The sequence below is a fragment of the Bradyrhizobium sp. AS23.2 genome, assembly GCF_001908185.1.
Classification (GTDB): Bacteria; Pseudomonadota; Alphaproteobacteria; order Rhizobiales; family Xanthobacteraceae; genus Bradyrhizobium.
In genome coordinates this window covers 1-18494 of record NZ_LGHM01000076.1, presented here as the reverse complement: position 1 = coordinate 18494, position 18494 = coordinate 1, and the positions used below count along the sequence as shown (strand labels likewise).

Below are 18494 nucleotides of genomic sequence, written 5' to 3'. Positions count from 1 at the left end.
CCCAAAGGGAGAGGTGAAGACCCGCACTCAACGAAAACCATAACAACGAGGAAACACTGATGAAGGCCGCCGTCCTTTATGAAGTCAACAAGCCTCTGGTCATCGAGGATGTCAGCCTGCCGAAGCCGGGCCCACGTGAGGTGCTGATCCGCACATCAGTCGCCGGGCTCTGCCACTCTGACCTGCACTTCATGGAAGGCCTTTATCCGCACCCGCTGCCCGCGGTGCTCGGGCACGAGTCCGCCGGCGTGGTCGAGCAGGTCGGCTCCGACGTCACTTACGTGAAGCCTGGCGACCATGTCGTCACCTGCCTCTCGGTGTTCTGCGGCACCTGCGACAATTGCACCACGGGCCGCACCGTGCTCTGCACCGACACCACGGTGAAGATGCTGCCGGGCGCCTCGAACCGGATGCAGTGGAACAGGTCGGAGAAGCTGCACCAGTTCCTCAATCTCTCGTCCTTTGCCGAGCAGATGCTCGTGCACGAGAACGCGATCGTCAAAATCAGGAAAGAGATGCCGCTCGACCTCGCCGCGCTGATCGGCTGCGGTGTCATCACAGGCTACGGCGCGGTGGTGAACACGGCGAAGGTGACGGCCGGCGAGACCGTTGCCGTGATCGGTTGCGGCGGCGTCGGCATGGCCGCGATCAACGGCGCGCAGATCGCAGGCGCCGGCCGCATCATCGCCATCGACACTAACCCGGCAAAGCTCCAGCTCGCGACCAAGCTCGGCGCGACCGACATCATCAACCCCGCCGACGGCGACGTCGTGCAGCAGGTCCGTGACCTCACCAATGGCGGCGTGCATCATTCCTTCGAGGTGCTCGGCCGTAAGGAGACCGCAGAGCAGGCTTTTGGCATGCTCGCTTCGGGCGGCACGGCCACCATCGTCGGCATGATCCCGTTCGGCCAGAAGATCGAGCTGCACGGCTTCGACTTCCTTAGGGAACGCCGAATCCAGGGCTCGTCGATGGGCTCCAACCATTTCCGCGTCGACATGCCGCGGCTGGTCGATTTCTACCTGCGCGGCCGGCTGCATCTGGAGGACTGGATCTCGGCAAAACTGAAGCTGTCGGAGATCAACGAGGGCTTTGCCAGCATGAAAGCCGGCAAGACGCTGCGCAGCGTGATCGTGTTTGATAGCTGATTACCGGCGTTCGCCGGTGTCGCTCCAAAACAGGGGTCATCGCCCGGCTTGACCGGGCGATCCAGTATCCCAGAGGCGGCAGTGATTGAATCGAGAAGCCGCAGCGTACTGGATGCCCCGGTCAAGCCGGGGCATGACAGCGGAGGGTGAGGATGGCTTGCCTCAACTCACCGCGACACGTGCGCCGAGACTGCCAGCCATTTCCCGTTCTTCTTGGTCCAGCAATCGGTATAGCGGCCGGTCGCCTGCTGGCCGTCGGTGGTGGTGTAGCTGGTCGCGGCGTGGATGATGGCGAAGTCGCCCATGATGCGGATGATGACGTCGCGCGCCTGCAGATTGCGGATCGCGATCGGCCGCGCCGTCTGCTCCAGGAAGGCCGCGCGGTCGACCAGCGTCTTCGGGATTGGAGCAATAGAATTCCGGCGCCAGGATCTCGTCGAAACGCCTGACGTCGCAGTTCTGCACAGAGGCGACATAGTCACGGTTGAGTGCGGTCATTGCGAGGAGCCACCCGGTCCCGCCTTCGGCGGGCCGGATGAAAGGCTCCGCGACGAAGCAATCCAGGCTGCTTCCGCGGGTAGATTTCTGGATTGCTTCGCTGCGCTCGCAATGACGGGAAGGACTAATCATCAAACATCTTCGGCGGCACGAACCCGCCGAACTCGCGCTCGATCAGCTCGGCGAGCTTGAGCGGCGTGCGGTCCTCCAGCCACGGGCCGACGATCTGGACGCCGACCGGCAGGCCGTCCGGCGCAAAACCGGTCGGGATCGCGGTGGAGGGCAAGCCGGGCAAGGTCGCGATGCCGGGCCAGGCGAGCTGGTCCGGATAGACATGCTCCTTGCCGTCGATGGTGATCCGCCGCGTTTCCTGGTCAGGCGAATGGTCATGCGGGTAGGCCGGCGTCGGCATGACCGGGCAGATCACCGCGTCGAACGTTCTGAACAGCTCGCGCCATTGCGCCCGCAGCCGTACGCGTCCGCCATTGGCCGCCTGCCAGTCGCGATGGCTGAGCGCAATACCGCGCAGCCGCTCCGCAGCTAAGCTGTTGTCGCCTTCCGGCAACGCCGCTGCCGCCGCTTTTGCACCGGCATAGGTGTCGGGCGCGAAGGTTGCGCCCAGGAACGACATCAGCATGCGCATATAGAGGCGCGATGAGGCCGCGAAATCCGGCAATAGCGGACTGCTACGCTCGATCTTCACGCCGGCCCTGGCGAGGTTGTCGGCCAGCTTGTTGATGGTTCCGCGCACGGCCGTGTCGGTCGGCAGCACCGGATCGGTATCGATCACCAGCACGCGGAAATCCTTTAGCGCGGTGTGGCGGGCTGCCGGCAATTCGAGCCGGTAGGCCAGGCCCGCATCGATCGGATCGGGCCCGGCCATCACGTCGAGCAGCAGCGAGAGATCGGCGGCACTGCGCGCCATCGGGCCGATCACCGAGAGGTCGCGCTCGAACGGCAGAGGCGGCAGCGGCGGCGGTGTATGGCCGCGCATGGCCACGAGGTTGAAGGTCGGCTTGTGCGCATAGATGCCGCAGTGGAAGGCCGGCACGCGCAGCGAGCCGCCGATGTCCGAGCCGATCGACAGCGGGCCGTAGCCCGCGGCGAGCGCCGCCGAGGAGCCACCGGATGAGCCGCCCGGCGTGCGGCCGAGATCGTAGGGATTGTTCGTCGTGCCGTAGATGTCGTTGTAGCTCTGCCAGTCGCCGAGCCCGAGCGGCACGTTGGTCTTGCCGATGACGATGGTGCCCGCATCCTTCACCCGGGCGATCGGTAGTGCGTCTTCCCTGGCGATGAAATCCTTTTGGGCGGGAATGCCCCAGGTCGTCGGCAGGCCGGCGACGTTGTAGGATTCCTTCACCGTCATCGGCAGGCCGAGCAGCGGCTTGCGCTCGCCGCGGGCCAATGCTGCGTCCGCGTCGCGCGCTGCGCTGAGGGCGCGGTTAAAATCCCGGACGCAGATCGCGTTGACCTTGCCGTCGTGCCGCTCGATGCGGTCGATCGCGTCCTGCGTGAGCTCGACCGCGGAGACCTTCTTCGCGATCAATGCGGCCGACAGCTCGACCGCGCTCTTGAAACTCCATTTCGACTTGGCCACCACATGCTCCTGCGTTTCATTGCCCGCCAATGATGCGCAGTTTTATATGATGTCGCAACCACCGTTTGATCGCGGTTGACCTGTCCTGAGGGCTACCTCGGCAGCATCCGCTGCATCACGCGGTCGCGATAGACGAAGATGTGTGCGAGCGCCGCAGCAATGTGAATCCCGATTGCGATGAGGAGCGCCCATTCCATCGCCTGGTGCAGGCCGTCAATGGCGCGGCCGGCTGCAGCGTTGTCGGAGGCCAGCATCGGCAGCGGCATGAGATAGAAGAATGAAACGGACCATCCCCGGTAGGAAGCGAACAACCAGCCCGAGATCGTCGTTGCCAACACGAGTGCATAGAGCAGCCAGTGCACAGCTTCCGAGGACAAGCGCTGCCAGACTGGCAGAGAGCTCTCGGGCGCAACAGGATGGGTGAGTCGCCAGAGAAAGCGGAGAGCCGTCAGCGCAAGGATCGCAATCCCGATCGAGATGTGAAACGTCATTGCGGCGCCCGGGCTCATGCCGCGGTGGATATCCGGCATCAGCCAGCCGATCGGGTATTGCACCGCAAGTAGTCCGACAATGAGCCAATGGAAGATCTTGGCCGGTTTCCCATAGTGCAGTTGGGCCGTCATGAGCTCCCTTTCGGCGAAGTGCTCGGCTAGCGCGGCCTCGCTCGAGGCAAGCAGAACTAACGTGCAGGTCAGGCTTGCGGCTGTGGCAGTGTATGAACGATGCCTCTTCATCACTGCCACAACCGCTTAAGCCGCCCCGATCAATATCCCCACCGCGAGCACGATGGCGCCGCCGAGCACGATCTGGAACACGGCCTGCAGGAACGGCGTGTCCATGTAGCGCGAGCGGATGAAGGCGATCGCCCACAATTCGAAGAACACGACGACGCCGGCGATCGCGGTTGCGATCCAGAACGCGTTGGGCCAACTATCCGGCACGAGATAGGGCGCGGTGTGGCCGAGCCCGCCAAGCGTTGTCATCGCGCCGCAGGTGATGCCGCGAAGCCAGGGCGAGCCACGTCCGGTCAGCGATCCGTCGTCGGACAGTGCTTCCGCAAAGCCCATGCTGATGCCGGCGCCGATCGAGGCGGCAAGGCCGACCAGAAAGGTCTGCCAGTTCTGGTGGGTGGCGAAGGCGGCCGCAAACAGCGGCGCCAGTGTCGAGACCGAACCGTCCATGAGGCCGGCGAGGCCCGGCTGCACATATTGCAGCACGAACATCCGCCGCCGCGTGCGATCCTCCTCGGCGCGCACGTCCGGCTTCAGGATCTCGTCGGTCAGCGCGACCGCGCGGTTCTCGTGGTGCTTCTCTTCCTCGGCGAGATCGCCAAGCAGGCGACGCACGCCGACATCCTCGGCCTGCTCGGCGGCGCGCGCGTAGAAGCGCTCGGCCTCGAACTCCATGGTCTCGACCTCTTTCCGAATCGTGTCGAGCGGCAGGTTCTTGGTCAGCCAGATCGGGCGCCGGCGCAAAAAGCCTTTGACGTCCTCGCGGCGGATCGGCGGCAGATGCTGGCCGAACCGCTCTTCGTAGAGCTGGAGCAGGCGATGCCGGTGGCCGCGTTCCTCCTCGGCCATCTGCTCGAAGATCTTGGCTGTGTCCGGATATCGCTCCCGAAGGTCCTCGGCGAAAGACATGTAAATGCGGCTGTCCTCCTCCTCGGAGGAGATCGCGACCGCAAGCACCTCGCGCTCGGTCAGATCGGCAAAATTCTTCACGACGGTCCTGCTTATATAGTTTAGAATGATTCTAAACTATATAGGGCGCCGTGGTTCGCGGGTCAAATCAGCCGGCGCAGACCTTTGCGAGGAAGTTGAGTAGCAACTGGCTCACCTCGGCCGGTTGCTCCTGCTGCACCCAATGTCCGGCGCCGTCGACGAGGTGGCAGCCAAGCATCTTCGTGCAGGCGCTTGTTTGCATCGTCTCGAACACGCCGGGGCGCTGGTAGGTGCCCCAATCCTGCTTGCCCGAGATGAAGCAGGAGGGCACGTCGATGCTGCGGCCGGCGAACAGTTGCAACTCGCTATTGAAAGCGCCCGACGTGCCCCAGCGATACCATTGCAGGCCGCCCTGGAATCCGGTGCGGCCGTATTCGGCGCTGTAGTACGCGAGCTCGCTGTCCGGCAGCCAATGATTGGCGGCGATCGCGTCGGGTGACGGCATCTCCTTCGCGACCGTCTCGGCCATGGTCTCGCCCTCGTCCATCACATAGTAGGTCGGCAGCTTTGCCAGCTCTTTCGCCGACCACGACTTCAGCGGATAGGGCTTGTTGTCGGTCCAATCAGCGCTCTTGTGGTGATAATAGGCGCGGAGGAAATCATGCACGCCCTGCGGTGCGCGATGCATGTCCGCGTTGGCCGCGCGTGTCGAATAGTACCATTGATAGTGTATGCGCGGGCGGGGCAGCGCGGCGAGCTCGCGATGCACGGGATCTTCCACCGGTGGCTTCGCCGGCGCGTCGACTGTATTGAACGGCAGCGGCGGCGCTCCGCCGAACGGGGCGCTCATCATCGTAACAGAACGAAATACGTCAGGTCGCATCAGCGCGCACCAGGCCGCGACCGGACTGCCGAAATCATGTCCAACCAGATCGACCTGCTTGTAGCCGAACGCCGACACCAGCCCGAGCGCGTCACGCACCAGGTTGAAGAGCGAGAAGGGCGCGAGATCGTCGTCGTAATCGGCGCTCCATCCCGTGGTCCGGCCGTAACCGCGCTGGTCCGGCGCGATCACGTGATAGCCGGCGTTGCTGAGCGCCGGCATCACCTTGCGCCAGGAGAAGGCGAGCTCCGGAAAGCCATGCAGCAGCAGGACGCAGGGCCGCCCCTTGGTCTCGAAGCCGGCCTCCAGCACATGCATGCGCAAGCCGTTGATGCCGTCGACATAACGGGAGCGGATTCCGGCGGGCAACGGGATGTCGGGGAGATCGGTCATGTTTGTTTCCTCGTCGTGGCTGGCGAATGCGCGAGGGTATGATGCTCTCTCCGCGCGAACGGAAATCGTAGGGTGGGTTAGCCGTAGGCGTAACCCACCATCTTTGGTGCCGCGAGAGAATAGGTGGGTTACGCCGAGCGGACTGCGCTTTGCGCAGCCGCAGGGCTAACCCACCCTACGGCAGTCCCGTCACACCGCCGCGCAGACGAACCCGTTGCCCTTGCGCCTGATCTTGCCGACCGACGGCGACGGGAAATGCGCCGTGCAGCACAGCGTGTCGGTGTCGCAACAGCGTTCCAGGAAGCCGCGGCGCGTTTTCGCCGCCGCGGCCGGATCGACGTCGAACTTGATCGACAGCTCCGGATAAAGCGTCTGCAGCGGCGAGTGCATGAGGTCGCCGGAGAACACGGCATCGTCCTTGCCTCGGCCCATCGTGATGGCGACATGGCCAGGCGTGTGACCTGGTGTCGGCAGGATGCGGACGTGATCGCCGATCTGATGGTCGCTGCCGACGAGCTCGTGGCGCTTGGCCTCGACCACCGGCAGCACGCTGTCGGCGAAGGGCGGCACCTCAGCCTTCGCGTTCTGCTCGGACCAGTAGTCGAACTCCTGCTTGGCGAAGACGTAGCGCGCCTTGGGGAAGGTCGGCACCCAGCGGCCGTTCTCCAGCCGTGTATTCCAGCCGACGTGATCGACATGCAGATGCGTGCACATCACGAAGTCGATGTCGTCGACTGTGAATCCGGCGGTGTTGAGCCCACGCAGATAGGCGTCGTCGGTCTTCATGTTCCATTTCGGCCGCTGCGGCCGCGGCTTGTCGTTGCCGATGCAGCTGTCGATCAGGATGGTGTGATGCGGCGTCTTCACCACATAGGACTGGAAGCACAGGAGCAACACGTCCTGGTCATCCAGCGCCCTGGCCTGCCGCATCCACGCCCGGTTCTCGGCCAGCACCTCGGCCGTCAGTCCCGGCAGCATGTCCAGTGCCGGCACGAACGAGGTTTCCTGCTCGATGACGCGATGGATGGTAAGATCGCCAACCGAGAACTTCAGGCTCATTGAGAACTCCCGGGGTTTACAGCATGATCCGGAAAAGTGTGCAGCGGTTTTCCCTCGCGACAAACGCGGAACGCGTTTGCGCGGAGATCATGCTCAAACTACGCCGCTGGCGGCACCGAGATCTTCACGGAGGGCCGCTCCAGCATCTTCTGGTGGAAGGCGTCGAGCTTCGGATAGGCCTTGCGCCAGCCGCAATCGGCGAAGCGGAAGTCGGCATAGCCGAGCACGCAAACGAGGCCGATCTGGGAAATGTCGAACGGTCCGTTCAGCACTTCCGGCATGTTCTCGAAGCGCGCCATGCCGGTCCAGGCCCGGTTCCAGTGGTCGTCCGACCAGGCCTGCCATTGCAATCCCTGCGGACGCACCATCTTCTCGTAGCGGCACAACAGCATGGAATCGAGCATGCCGTTGATCAGGGAGTGGTTGGTCTTGGCCTTCCAGCGCCGCGGACCGTAATCCGGGATCAGGCTGCCGCCGGCCATCTCGTTGAGATATTCGACGATGACGTAGGAATCCAGGATCACGTCGCCGTCATTGGTGATCAGCACCGGCAGCTTCTTCAGCGGCGTGATGCGCGAATAGTCCTCGTTGGCCGTGCCCGGCGCGACCGTTGCCGGCGTGAATTCGATCTTGTCGATCAGCCCGAGCTCGATCGCGGCGATGCGAACCTTGCGGGCGAACGGCGAGGCGGCGGAGAAGGTGAGCTTCATTTGAAGTATCCGTCAATCAATCGATTGGGTTCGTCATTGCGAGGAGCGAAGCGACGAAGCAATCCAGGCTACCTCTATAGGACGATCTCTGGATTGCTTCGCTTCGCTCGCAATGACGGTGCGGCGGTGGCGGTGCGCGCCGCTTACGCCCCGATGATTTCCTGGCGCTGCTCGCCGAGGCCCTCGATGCCGAGCGTGACGACGTCGCCGACATTGAGGAAGGTCGGCGGCTTCATGCCGAGGCCGACGCCGGGCGGGGTGCCGGTGGTGACGATGTCGCCGGGCAGCAAGGTCATGAACTGCGAGACGTAGGAGATGCACTTGGCCATGGAGAAGATCATGGTCTTGGTCGAGCCGGTCTGCCGGCGCTGGCCGTTGACGTCGAGCCACATCGACAGGTTCTGCACGTCCTTGATCTCGTCCTTGGTGGCGAGCCACGGGCCAACCGGGCCGAACGTGTCGTGCGATTTGCCCTTGGTCCACTGGCCCAGGCGCTCGGTCTGGAAGTTGCGCTCGGAAACGTCGTTGCAGACGCAGTAACCGGCGACGTAGTTCAGCGCGTCGGCTTCCGAGACGTACTTGGCACGGGTGCCGATGATTGCGGCGATTTCGACTTCCCAGTCGAGCTTGGTCGAACCGCGCGGCTTCTCAACGGCGTCGTTCGGACCGGAGAGGGAGGTGTTCGCCTTCAGGAAGATGATCGGCTCGGTCGGGATCGCCGCGCCCGTCTCCTTGGCGTGGTCGCTGTAGTTGAGGCCGATGGCGACGAATTTCGAGATGCCGGTGACCGGTGCGCCGAAGCGCGGCTTGCCGGAAACGGCGGGCAGCGAGGCAGGATCGATGGCGGCCAGCTTCTTCAACGACTCCGGCGAATAGGCCTCGCCGGTCAGGTCTTTCACATGCGCCGACAGGTCGCGCAACTGGCCGGATTTGTCGATCAGGCCGGGCTTTTCCGCACCCTTTTCGCCGTAACGAACAAGCTTCATTCTCGTTTCTCCCTGGAGATGGACCGATCGGTTAAATAGCTTCATGGAACACGGCGGCGGGAAATTCAACCGCTCAAAACGGGCCGCATTGCAGCCCTTCCTTTGTAGGGTGGGCAAAGGCGCAGAGCGCCGTGCCCACCAATTCTTCTGCTAACCCGGGATGGTGGGCACGCTTCGCTTTGCCCACCCTACGATTGCAGCGCCACAAACCTGAACGCGTCCCCGTCCCGCCTGATGTGACCGGCCGAGAAATGCCCGCCGATCACCAGCGTCGGCGTATCGGCGAAGCGCGAAAACAATTCGCGCCGCGTCGCGGCCGATTGGTTCTGGTCGGAATCCGCGGTCGAGGACCAGCGGAGATGCGCCATCTGGCAGGGGTGGTGGGCGACGTCGCCGGTGAGCAGGCCCTGCTCGCCGTCCGATTGGATGAGGATACTCATATGGCCGGGGCTGTGGCCCGGGGTCGGGATCATGCTGATCTCCTCGCAAAGCCGGTGGTCGCTCGGGATCAAATCGGCCCGATCGGCATCGACGATCGGCTTCACGGAATCGTCGAACACGGCCCGCTTGTCCGGTTCGGTCGAATGGTCGCGCCAGTGCTCGTATTCGGTCCTGCCGAAGACGTAGCGCGCGTTCGGAAAGGTCGGCACCCATTTGCCGCCGGCGAGTTTCGTATTCCAGCCGACATGGTCGACATGGAGATGCGTGCACAGCACGGTGTCGATGCTGTCAGGCGCAAAGCCTGCCGCGGTCATCGTCTCCAGGAATGGCGTGGAACGATTGTTCCAGGTCGGGACGTTGCGGCCCTGCTTGTCGTTGCCGAGCCCGGTATCGACCACGATGCGCTGCGACGGCGTCTCCACCATCAGCGAGTGGATCGACATCTTCAGCCGGCCCTCTTCGGTGGCGAAATGCGGGATCAGCCAGGGAAGCTTCTGGATCTCTTCATTGCTCGCCAGCGGCAGGATGAAGCGGGTCGAGCCGACCGTCTCCAATTCCACGACCTTGGTGATTTTGACCCTGCCGACCTTCCACTGCATCGGGCGTCCCCCCATTTTCTTGTTTGCGTTTCTATCCGCCGTCATTCCGGGGCGCGACGAAGTCGCGAACCCGGAATCTCGAGATTCCGGGTTCGATGCTTACGCATCGCCCCGGAATGACGGCTGAAATGCGCGCATTGCGCCGAGATTGCGGGTTTCCGCCGCCAAGCGCAATGGATCATCTGTCGTGATGTTGCGTTATTGGGGGAACCCGGAACAAGCCAAGGGGGAGCCCATGCCAGAGCTTTCCATTTCCGTCGACAAGCTCGTCTTCATCATCGAGAAGGCGCGCGAATTCGACGTCAAGGAATTGGACTCCGATCCGGATTCCGGCTCGAACCCGACCGATGACGACGCCATCGATGTCCTCGAAGACAATGGCTCCGATCCTGTGCGCAGCGAGCTGGGCAGCTTCATCGCTGCCCTGAACGAGGACGAGCAGGTCGATCTCGTTACGCTGACCTGGCTTGGGCGCGGTGAGGGCACGATCGATGATTGGGACGATCTGAGGGCCCGCGCCGTGGAGGCGCGCGGTGAGTATCGCAAGCCCCGGCACGAGACGGTGCAATATCTGCTCGGGGACCCCATGCTCGGCGACCTCCTCGCGGGCGGGCTCGACGAATTCGGCGTCGACTGGACCGATGAGCGTCTCACCGCCGATTCCTCCGATCCCAGCGAACGGGACGAGGACGAGGCGACGAAGCGGCGTTGATTGGGCTTCGCCGCGCGTTGCGTTGACGCGGCCGATCGCGCGCCAGCACCTAGCGCGCGCAGTCGACGATGACGGTACCGAGCTTGTCGCCCTTCTCGACGGCCAGATGCGCCTGTGCGGTGTCCGACAGCGCAAACTGCGCCGCGACATTGTGAACCCGGGTTCCCGCGGCCAGCCATTTCGAGATGTCGGCCTGCGCCGCCGCAAGCAGCGCCGGCGGAAGCGCGAACAGCACGAGTGCACGGAGCGCGATGCATTTTTCCATCAGCTCGCGCATCGGCACAACGGGCGTGCGGTTGCCGTTGGTGGCGTAGACCGCGATCGTGGAATTGACTGCCATCAGCTTCAGCGTGGTCGCGATGTTGCCGCCGAAATCGACATCGACCACGCGATCGACCCCGCGTCCGCCGGTGAAAGCCATCGCCTTGGCGACGACATCTTCATCCCTGTAATTGATCACGAGATCGGCGCCCCCGCGCCGTGCCTGCTCGCCCTTCATTGCCGAACTGACGGTCGCGATCACCTGGGCGCCGCCCCATTTCGCCAGCTGCACCGCGTAGTGGCCGACTGCGCCGGCGCCGCCGGTGACGAGCACGGTCTTGCCGACGATCGGCCCGTCCGCAAACAGGCAGCACCAGGCCGTCATCGCGGGAATGCCGAGCGTGGCGCCTTCCGCGAAGGAGAGATTATCCGGCAGCGGCGTCACCAGCTGCTTGGCGAGCGCGATATATTCCGCCGCCGTGCCGAACGCGCGGCCGTTGCGCTGGCCGTTGAACAGCCAGACACGGTCGCCGACCTTGAAGCGTGTCACGCCGTCGCCGATCTGATCGACAAAACCGGCGCCGTCGCTGTTCGGGATCACGCGCGGATATTCCATCGCGCGATAGCTGCCGCCGCGCCGGCCGACATCGGCTGGATTCACGCCGGAGGCTTCCAGGCGAATGCGTAACTCGCCCGGGCCTGCGACCGGCGTCGCGATCTCACCATAAGTGAGGACGTCCGCCGCCGGTCCCGTCTGCTCGTACCAGACCGCTTTCATCTGGGGCCCGCTTTCCGAAGTTCGTGAACCATTGCTGCTACCTCGAACGCGAACTTCGGAAAGCGGGCCCCAGAAAGAAATTACAAGTTCTAGTGCCACTTATCGATTTGAAGTTCCTGACAGAACTCGCGGCATACACCGCAGGAACTTCAAATCGGTGGCACTAGAGCGTACCGGGGAAGGCGCCGCCGTCGAGCAGGATGTTCTGCCCGGTGATGAAGCCGGCCTTGGCGCCGCAGAGGAAGGCACAGGCATAGCCGAACTCGTCGGGCTGGCCGAAGCGGCCGGCGGGGTTGAGCTTGGCGCGCTCGGCCAGGATCTGGTCCGCCGTGACGCCGCGCTTGTCGGCTTCCGCCTTCGCGGTGCCGGTCAGTCGGTCGGTCTCGAACGGGCCCGGCAACAGGCCGTTGATGGTGACGTTGTTGATCACGGTCTTGCGCGACAGGCCGGCGATGAAGCCGGTGAGGCCGGCGCGCGCACCGTTGGAGAGGCCGAGAATGTCGATCGGCGCTTTCACCGCGGCCGAGGTGATGTTGACGATGCGGCCGAACTTGCGCGCCATCATGCCGTCCACGGTCGCCTTGATCAGCTCGATCGGCGTCAGCATGTTGGCGTCGATCGCCTTGATCCAGTCGTCGCGGGTCCAGTTGCGGAAATCGCCGGGCGGCGGGCCGCCGGCATTGTTGATCAGGATGTCCGGCTCGGGGCAGGCCTTCAGCACGGCCTCGCGGCCCGCCGGCGTCGTGATGTCGCCGACGATTTCGGTGACCGTCACATCAGGATAGGCCTTGCGGATTTCGTCGGCCGTTTTCTTCAAGGCTTCGGCGCCGCGCGCAGTCAGCGTGACGTGAACGCCGGCTTCGGCCAGCGAGATGGCGCAGGCACGGCCTAGGCCCTTGCTGGATGCGCAGACGATGGCGCGGCGACCTTTGATCCCAAGATCCACTGTTTCACTCCCGTAATGTGATGCAGGCTTTAGATGGCGGTCACTCTAGCCAACCTCGGCGCCGCTGGTAAGGGACGGGCTCGCATCAAAATGCATGCACGTCCATGCGGCGATGCAATGCGCCTGATCAGATGCGCCGTTCCTGCTTGAGGCGGTCGATCGCGGAGGCGGCCTCCGGCGGCAGCGATTTGAAGCCCATCTGGCCGACCGTCGAGAACAGCGGCCGCAGATGCGAGCCGGCAAGGAAGGGCGGCTGGTGGTCGGCCGGCACGATCTGGTCGAATACGAGCACCAGCGTGGTGGCGACGAGGCCAACCCTGACGGCGCCGAGCGCGGCGCCGCCGAGGCGGTCGCCGATGCCGGTCTCGCCGATGGTGTCGTTCAGCGCGATGCGGCCGATATGCCCGAACAGCATGCCAACGACCACGAAGATGCCGAAGAACCAGGTCCAGTTCTGCAGCAGCGGTGCGCTCGGGTTGCCGGTGACTTGCGGCGCAATCAGCGGCATCAGCGCGACGGTGATGGGCGCGGCGAGAAGGTAGGCGAGGATGGTCATGGCGCTGCGGAGCAGGCCGGTCCTGAAACCGAAGCCGATCGCGATGGCGAGCGCCGCATAGACCGCGAGATCGAAACTGTTCATAAGCCGCCACCTTGCCTCAATGGAAACGCTTGCCTCGATGGAACGAATGAACGCAGGGCCGATCATTTCGGTTTCAGATCGCTAAAATCGTTTGTATTGATGGGCTCGAAAAGCTCAAGGGTTGCGCCAATGTCAGATATGTTCGACGTCAGTAAAGAGACCATCCTCGTGACCGGGGCCAGCCAGGGGCTGGGGCGGCAATTTGCCCGGGTGCTGGCTGCGCATGGCGCGGCGGTCGCGCTTGCCGCGCGGCAGACGGACAAGCTGAAGAGCCTGGAGGAGGAGATCCGCGGCAAGGGCGGTCGCGCCGCCGCCGTCGCGCTCGACGTCACCGACACCGCCTCGATCGCGAGGGCCGTCGATGCCACGGAGGCCGAGCTCGGCCCGGTGACGGTGCTGATCAACAATGCCGGCATCGCCATCGAGAAGCTCGCGACCGAGCAGACCGAGGCCGACTGGGACGCGGTGATCGGCGCCAATCTGAAGGGTGCCTATTTCCTCGCGACCGAAGTCGCGCGCCGGATGATCGCGCGCAAGCAGTCAGGCAACATCGTCAACATCGCCTCGGTGCTCGGCACCGGCGTGCTGAAGGCGGTCTCGCCTTACGCGATCTCCAAGGCCGGCATCATCCAGGCGACCAAGGCGATGGCGCTGGAGCTCGCGGGGCAAAACATCCGCATCAACGCGCTCGCGCCCGGCTACATCGATACCGAGATGAACCACGCCTTCTGGTCGACGCCATCAGGCGAGCGACTGGCAAAACGCATCCCGCAGCGCCGCGTCGGCGCCGAGTCGGATCTCGACGGCGCGATTCTGCTGCTGGCGTCGAAGGCGTCGCGCTACATGACGGGAAGCGTGATCACCGTCGACGGCGGTTTCTTGTTGAATTGAACACCGCTGTCGTCCCGGACAAGCGAAGCGCAGATCCGGGACCCATAACCACAGGGAGTGGTTTGGCGAAGACTCGGAGTTGCCAACTCACGCCGCAACTACTCCCTGGGGGTATGGGTCCCCGCTTTCGCGGGGACGACAGCGGAGAGTGACGCGGGAGCTTCGGGCTTCGTCGGGACGACAATACGGGGATAGCGTCGTCTAATTTGCCCGCATCTCCGCCCGGATCATATCCGCCGCCTTCTCCCCGATCATGATCGTCGGCGCATTGGTGTTGCCGCCGATCAGCGTCGGCATGATCGAGGCATCGACGACCCGCAAACCCTCCACGCCGTGCACCTTCAGCGTCGGATCGACCACGGCCATCGCATCGGTACCCATCTTGCAGGTGCCGACCGGGTGATAGACGGTATCGACGCGCTCCCGCAGCAGCGCGCGGATGTCGTCGTCTGTGCGTACATTGGCGGTGAACATGTCTTTCGTCTGAAGCGCGCGCAGCGCGGGCGTCTCCATCAGCCGGCGCGTGGTCTTGAAGCCCGCGACCATCGTCTCGATATCGTCCGCTTCGCCGAGGAAGTTCGGGTCGATCAACGGCGCCTCCATCGCATCGGCGCTCGCAAGCGCGACGCTGCCGCGGCTCTTCGGGCGGAGCAGGCAGACATGGCAGGAGAAGCCGGTGCCGCCATGGCGCTTGCGGCCGTGGTCGTCGACCATCGCCATGCCGAAATGCAACTGGATGTCGGGAATGTCGAGATCGGGCCGCGTCTTCAGGAAGCCGCCGCATTCGGCGAAATTGGAGGTGAGGGGACCGCGGCGCTCCCGCCTGTATTGCAGGATGGCGCGGATCAGCCGCGGCATGCCCTTCAGCGAGATGCCGGCGAAATTGGGATTGTCGGACATGTAGCCGAAGATGAAGTCGGGGTGGTCCTGCAAATTCTGACCGACGCCTGGCAGGTGATGCACGCTTGCAATGCCGCGCGCGCGAAGCGCGGTGGCATCGCCGATGCCCGACAGCATCAGAAGCTGCGGTGACTGGAAGGCGCCGGCAGCTAAGATCAGTTCGCGCCGCGCGCGAAGCTGCTTCACTTCCTTACCCTGCCGGTACTCCACGCCGACGGCGCGCTTGCCCTCGAACAGGATGCGCGTCGCATGCGCCTGCGTCTCGACGCGCAAGTTCGCGCGCTTGCCCATGTGCGGATGCACATAGGCACGCGCCGCGCTCCAGCGCTCGCCGTTCTTCTGCGTCACCTGGTAGATGCCGAGGCCCTCATGGTCCTCGGCGTTGAAATCCTCACGGATGCGGAATTGGCCTTCCTGCGCCGCCTGCAGGAAGATCTGCTGGACCGGATTGCCGGAGAGCAGTCTGTTCACCGCGAGCGGGCCGCCCTTGCCGTGATACTCGCCGTCGAAATCGGCGTTGTTCTCCGAGCGCTTGAAGTAAGGCAGCACGTCGGCATAGGACCAGCCGGCGTTGCCGAGCGAGGCCCAATGATCGTAGTCGGCGCGGTGGCCGCGGATATAGACCATGGCATTGATCGCGGAGGAGCCGCCGAGGCCCTTGCCGCGCGGCTGATAGCCGATGCGGCCGTTCAGCCCTTTCTGCGGCACAGTGTTGAAGGCCCAGTTGTTGACGTTGCCGGCGACCATGAGCACCAGCGCGCCCGGCGTGGTCACGACCCAGTTGTCGCACGCGCCGCCGGCATCGAGCAGCGCGACCGATGTCGCCGCATCCTCCGACAGCCGCCCCGCCACTGCGCAGCCGCCGGAGCCCGCGCCCACGACGACGAAATCGAATGTGTCAGTCACTTGTTTTCCCCCTTCGATTTTTGTTCTCGTCATTCCGGGGCGCGCGTCGCGCAAGCCCGGAATCCATTCGTCCGCGTTACGTGCTGCGAAATGGATTCCGGGTTCGATGCTGCGCATCGCCCCCGGAATGACGGTTGTTTGTGTGGCTCTACGACATGAACCGCATCAGCTTCTCCAGCCGCGCGATCTTGCCGCCATAGGGCGGGTAGAGGTCGGCGAGGCGGTTGAACTTGGAGCGGTAGAACACCGGCTTCAGCTTGCTGAATGTCCGAAACCCCCATTCGCCGTGATAGGCGCCGGTGCCGGATGCGCCGACGCCGCCCATCGGCTGATTGATTTGCGTGAAGTGGAACAGGCAGTCGTTGACGGTGACGCCGCCGGAGATTGTGCGCGACAGCACCTCGTCGCGCGCGTCGTTGTCCTTGCCGAACCAGTAGAGCGCAAGCGGCCGGTCGTGCCGGTTGACGAAGGCGATCGCCTCCGCGGGCTCGCGATAGCCGAGCACCGGCAGCACCGGCCCGAAGATTTCCTCCTGCATCACCGCCATCTCTTCGGTCGCGCCGGCGATCAGCGTCGGCGGGAATTTGCGGTGCGCCTTCCAGTTCGGATCGTCGGGCTTTGCCGGCTGCAGGATCTTGGCGCCGCGCTGGGCGGCATCCGCGACGAGGCCTTCGAGCCGCGCATAATGCCGGTCGGAGACAATAGAGGTGTAGTCCTTGTTGGCGGGATCGGTGCCGAACATGCGCCGCATCTGCGCGCGCACTTTTTCGGCGAAGGCCTGCAACGAGCGCTCGGGCACCAGCACGTAATCCGGCGCGATGCAGGTCTGCCCGGCATTGAGCAGCTTTCCGTAGGCGATGCGCTCGGCCGCTTCCTCCAGATCGGCGGATGCGTCGATGATCGCCGGCGACTTGCCGCCGAGCTCGAGCGTGACCGGCGTGAGATTGCGCCCCGCGGCCTCCGCGACCAGCCGCCCGACCCGGGTCGAGCCGGTGAAGACGAGATGATCGAACGGCAGCGCCGCAAAGGCCTTGGCGATCTCCTCCTCGATGCCGGTGACGAGCATCTCGGTCGCATCGAACCTCTCGGCGACCGTTTCCTTGAGCAGCGCCGAGAAGTGCGGCACCAGCTCGCTCGGCTTGATGATGACACGGTTGCCGGCGGCGATCGCGCCGATCGCGGGCGCGAGCGTCAGCTGGAGCGGATAATTCCACGGCGCGATGATGCCCACGACGCCGAGCGGCTGCGGGATCAGCCGGTTGCGCGCGGGCAGGAATTGCAACGCGGTGGCGACGCGCTGCGGCGCCATCCAGCTCTTCAGATGCTTGGTGGCGTGCCGGATCTCGGAGAACACCAGCATCGTCTCGGCGATGGTGGTCTCGACCGCCGCGCGGTGGCCGAAATCGGCCGAGATCGCCTGCCGGAAGCGCTCCTCGTTATCAGCGACCACGGCGCGCAGCCGCGCCAGCCGGTCGAGCCGCTGGGCGAGGTCAGGCGCCGGCTCGGCCCGCGACCGCGCGACCATGGCATGGAAGGCGTCCTCGAGAACCCGAAGCGGGGCGCTCGGCAGGGATCGGTCCAAGGTGTGGTCCATGGCGTTCTCCCCTGAAATGGCGTTTCCTCTTGTTTTGTTGCCGCAAGCTGGCCCTTTGCGGAACTTCTGGCAAGAGCGCGCGAGGCGGGCCGGAAATTGGCCCAGCTAATTGTCATAAAGTCGAAAAAAAACGTTCCCGCAGCCCTTTCCAAAGGCAGCCGGGGTTGATACATACGCCTCGCACCCGACGGGCTTTGCCCCGGGTTGCCTTCCAAGGAAAGCCTTTGGGACGGAAGAAGCAAGCCACGCGAATAGCGCCGGCCCTCCATTCACCGTCCCCGGCGTTTTGGCGAAGGCGTGCAACAGTTAACGCGGGGTGGAGCAGCCCGGTAGCTCGTCAGGCTCATAACCTGAAGGTCATAGGTTCAAATCCTATCCCCGCAACCAAGTTGGCAAAGAACCCCAGCAATCTCAATTGATTGCTGGGGTTCTTTTTTTGCGCTGGAAGCGACCGCAACAACATCAATAGCTTAGCTCACAGGTTCAAATCACCCCGCAAACAACCATGATGAACTACCGCAGTCGACTGGAACGGTACGAAGCCCTTCGCTTCAACAGTTCGTCGCGTACAGGGTGTTCCAGGTCCATGTCGACTCACTCCACCGCATCGATGACGACAACACTGGCATCAGACGTAGGATGCGCGCGCCTGGCAGCCGCCTTCATCCATTCGTAGTGTTCAGCCAGCATCAACACGAGTGCGCGCCGACTGTTCGTCGTCAGATGATTTGAGACTGACTAGGCGGGCTGCGAAGGGAGGCTCTGGCTCATCAGGGGTTGGAGTTTAAGCGGCCTGCAGTCGATGCTGCAAGCGACGATTTGCGATGGTGTCGTGCTTGATGCGCTGACGTTCGGCCAGGATTGTCTCGGCTCTGCCGAAGTAGACGTCGG

At 64.0% G+C, this 18494-nt stretch carries 16 protein-coding genes, 1 tRNA gene and 1 pseudogene; 4 read left to right on the top strand and 14 right to left on the bottom strand.

Annotated features, from left to right (window positions below):
• The first annotated feature begins 59 nt into the window (after window positions 1–59).
• Complete coding sequence (locus AC630_RS16945) at window positions 60–1148, top strand: Zn-dependent alcohol dehydrogenase (protein WP_074119638.1); 1089 nt, start codon at window positions 60–62, stop codon at window positions 1146–1148.
• A gap of 167 nt (window positions 1149–1315) precedes the next feature.
• Here AC630_RS16945 and AC630_RS16940 read toward each other — a convergent pair.
• The 9 genes and pseudogenes from AC630_RS16940 to AC630_RS16900 form a co-directional block, all read right to left on the bottom strand.
• Window positions 1316–1646 (bottom strand): annotated as a pseudogene (locus AC630_RS16940) (nuclear transport factor 2 family protein).
• 124 nt (window positions 1647–1770) lie between these two features.
• Window positions 1771–3243, bottom strand: coding sequence for an amidase (locus AC630_RS16935; RefSeq protein ID WP_074119668.1), 1473 nt, complete (start codon window positions 3241–3243; stop codon window positions 1771–1773).
• A 92-nt stretch (window positions 3244–3335) separates the two neighbouring features.
• A complete protein-coding gene (locus AC630_RS16930) occupies window positions 3336–3866 on the bottom strand; it encodes a cytochrome b (protein ID WP_074119667.1) in 531 nt (176 codons plus the stop codon).
• Window positions 3867–3992: 126 nt separating this feature from the next.
• The gene (gene mbfA, locus AC630_RS16925) at window positions 3993–4964 is read right to left on the bottom strand and encodes an iron exporter MbfA (RefSeq protein ID WP_074119637.1); all 972 of its coding nucleotides are present in this window, start codon (window positions 4962–4964) and stop codon (window positions 3993–3995) included.
• A gap of 67 nt (window positions 4965–5031) precedes the next feature.
• The gene (locus tag AC630_RS16920) at window positions 5032–6180 is read right to left on the bottom strand and encodes an alpha/beta hydrolase (protein ID WP_074119636.1); all 1149 of its coding nucleotides are present in this window, start codon (window positions 6178–6180) and stop codon (window positions 5032–5034) included.
• Window positions 6181–6369: 189 nt separating this feature from the next.
• Window positions 6370–7239 (bottom strand): MBL fold metallo-hydrolase, encoded by an 870-nt coding sequence (locus tag AC630_RS16915; protein WP_074119635.1) that lies wholly within the window; start codon window positions 7237–7239, stop codon window positions 6370–6372.
• Between the two features lie 98 nt (window positions 7240–7337).
• Complete coding sequence (locus AC630_RS16910; RefSeq protein ID WP_074119634.1) at window positions 7338–7949, bottom strand: glutathione S-transferase family protein; 612 nt, start codon at window positions 7947–7949, stop codon at window positions 7338–7340.
• A gap of 143 nt (window positions 7950–8092) precedes the next feature.
• A complete protein-coding gene (locus AC630_RS16905; protein ID WP_074119633.1) occupies window positions 8093–8935 on the bottom strand; it encodes a fumarylacetoacetate hydrolase family protein in 843 nt (280 codons plus the stop codon).
• A 188-nt stretch (window positions 8936–9123) separates the two neighbouring features.
• Window positions 9124–9975, bottom strand: a complete 852-nt coding sequence (locus AC630_RS16900) for an MBL fold metallo-hydrolase (protein WP_074119632.1) — start codon at window positions 9973–9975, stop codon at window positions 9124–9126.
• A 235-nt stretch (window positions 9976–10210) separates the two neighbouring features.
• Between AC630_RS16900 and AC630_RS16895 the strand changes: the two genes are divergently transcribed.
• A complete protein-coding gene (locus tag AC630_RS16895; protein WP_074119631.1) occupies window positions 10211–10687 on the top strand; it encodes a DUF3775 domain-containing protein in 477 nt (158 codons plus the stop codon).
• Between the two features lie 49 nt (window positions 10688–10736).
• On the opposite strand, the gene AC630_RS16890 is transcribed toward AC630_RS16895, so the two are convergent.
• The 3 genes from AC630_RS16890 to AC630_RS16880 form a co-directional block, all read right to left on the bottom strand.
• Window positions 10737–11726 (bottom strand): NADPH:quinone reductase, encoded by a 990-nt coding sequence (locus AC630_RS16890; protein ID WP_074119630.1) that lies wholly within the window; start codon window positions 11724–11726, stop codon window positions 10737–10739.
• A gap of 163 nt (window positions 11727–11889) precedes the next feature.
• On the bottom strand, window positions 11890–12672 hold the full coding sequence (locus tag AC630_RS16885; RefSeq protein WP_074119629.1) for an SDR family oxidoreductase: 783 nt from the start codon (window positions 12670–12672) through the stop codon (window positions 11890–11892).
• Between the two features lie 127 nt (window positions 12673–12799).
• The gene (locus tag AC630_RS16880) at window positions 12800–13312 is read right to left on the bottom strand and encodes a CvpA family protein (RefSeq protein WP_074119666.1); all 513 of its coding nucleotides are present in this window, start codon (window positions 13310–13312) and stop codon (window positions 12800–12802) included.
• 129 nt (window positions 13313–13441) lie between these two features.
• Here AC630_RS16880 and AC630_RS16875 point away from each other — a divergent pair, with 129 nt between their 5' ends.
• On the top strand, window positions 13442–14203 hold the full coding sequence (locus AC630_RS16875; RefSeq protein WP_074119628.1) for an SDR family oxidoreductase: 762 nt from the start codon (window positions 13442–13444) through the stop codon (window positions 14201–14203).
• A gap of 201 nt (window positions 14204–14404) precedes the next feature.
• Here AC630_RS16875 and AC630_RS16870 read toward each other — a convergent pair whose 3' ends face one another.
• Window positions 14405–16009, bottom strand: a complete 1605-nt coding sequence (locus AC630_RS16870; RefSeq protein WP_074119665.1) for a GMC family oxidoreductase — start codon at window positions 16007–16009, stop codon at window positions 14405–14407.
• Window positions 16010–16157: 148 nt separating this feature from the next.
• A complete protein-coding gene (locus AC630_RS16865; RefSeq protein WP_074119627.1) occupies window positions 16158–17603 on the bottom strand; it encodes a coniferyl aldehyde dehydrogenase in 1446 nt (481 codons plus the stop codon).
• A 310-nt stretch (window positions 17604–17913) separates the two neighbouring features.
• On the opposite strand from AC630_RS16865, the gene AC630_RS16860 reads away from it, so the two are divergent.
• Window positions 17914–17990, top strand: a tRNA-Met gene (locus AC630_RS16860).
• Window positions 17991–18494: the final 504 nt, after the last annotated feature.

Coding starts and splice junctions, on each gene's coding strand:
- AC630_RS16930 (WP_074119667.1), bottom strand. CDS start 3,866: ATGACGGCCCAACTGCACTATGGGAAACCGGCCAAGATCTTCCATTGG.
- AC630_RS16915 (WP_074119635.1), bottom strand. CDS start 7,239: ATGAGCCTGAAGTTCTCGGTTGGCGATCTTACCATCCATCGCGTCATC.
- AC630_RS16920 (WP_074119636.1), bottom strand. CDS start 6,180: ATGACCGATCTCCCCGACATCCCGTTGCCCGCCGGAATCCGCTCCCGT.
- AC630_RS16895 (WP_074119631.1), top strand. CDS start 10,211: ATGCCAGAGCTTTCCATTTCCGTCGACAAGCTCGTCTTCATCATCGAG.
- AC630_RS16875 (WP_074119628.1), top strand. CDS start 13,442: ATGTCAGATATGTTCGACGTCAGTAAAGAGACCATCCTCGTGACCGGG.
- AC630_RS16905 (WP_074119633.1), bottom strand. CDS start 8,935: ATGAAGCTTGTTCGTTACGGCGAAAAGGGTGCGGAAAAGCCCGGCCTG.
- AC630_RS16890 (WP_074119630.1), bottom strand. CDS start 11,726: ATGAAAGCGGTCTGGTACGAGCAGACGGGACCGGCGGCGGACGTCCTC.
- AC630_RS16880 (WP_074119666.1), bottom strand. CDS start 13,312: ATGAACAGTTTCGATCTCGCGGTCTATGCGGCGCTCGCCATCGCGATC.
- AC630_RS16900 (WP_074119632.1), bottom strand. CDS start 9,975: ATGCAGTGGAAGGTCGGCAGGGTCAAAATCACCAAGGTCGTGGAATTG.
- AC630_RS16945 (WP_074119638.1), top strand. CDS start 60: ATGAAGGCCGCCGTCCTTTATGAAGTCAACAAGCCTCTGGTCATCGAG.
- AC630_RS16910 (WP_074119634.1), bottom strand. CDS start 7,949: ATGAAGCTCACCTTCTCCGCCGCCTCGCCGTTCGCCCGCAAGGTTCGC.
- AC630_RS16865 (WP_074119627.1), bottom strand. CDS start 17,603: ATGGACCACACCTTGGACCGATCCCTGCCGAGCGCCCCGCTTCGGGTT.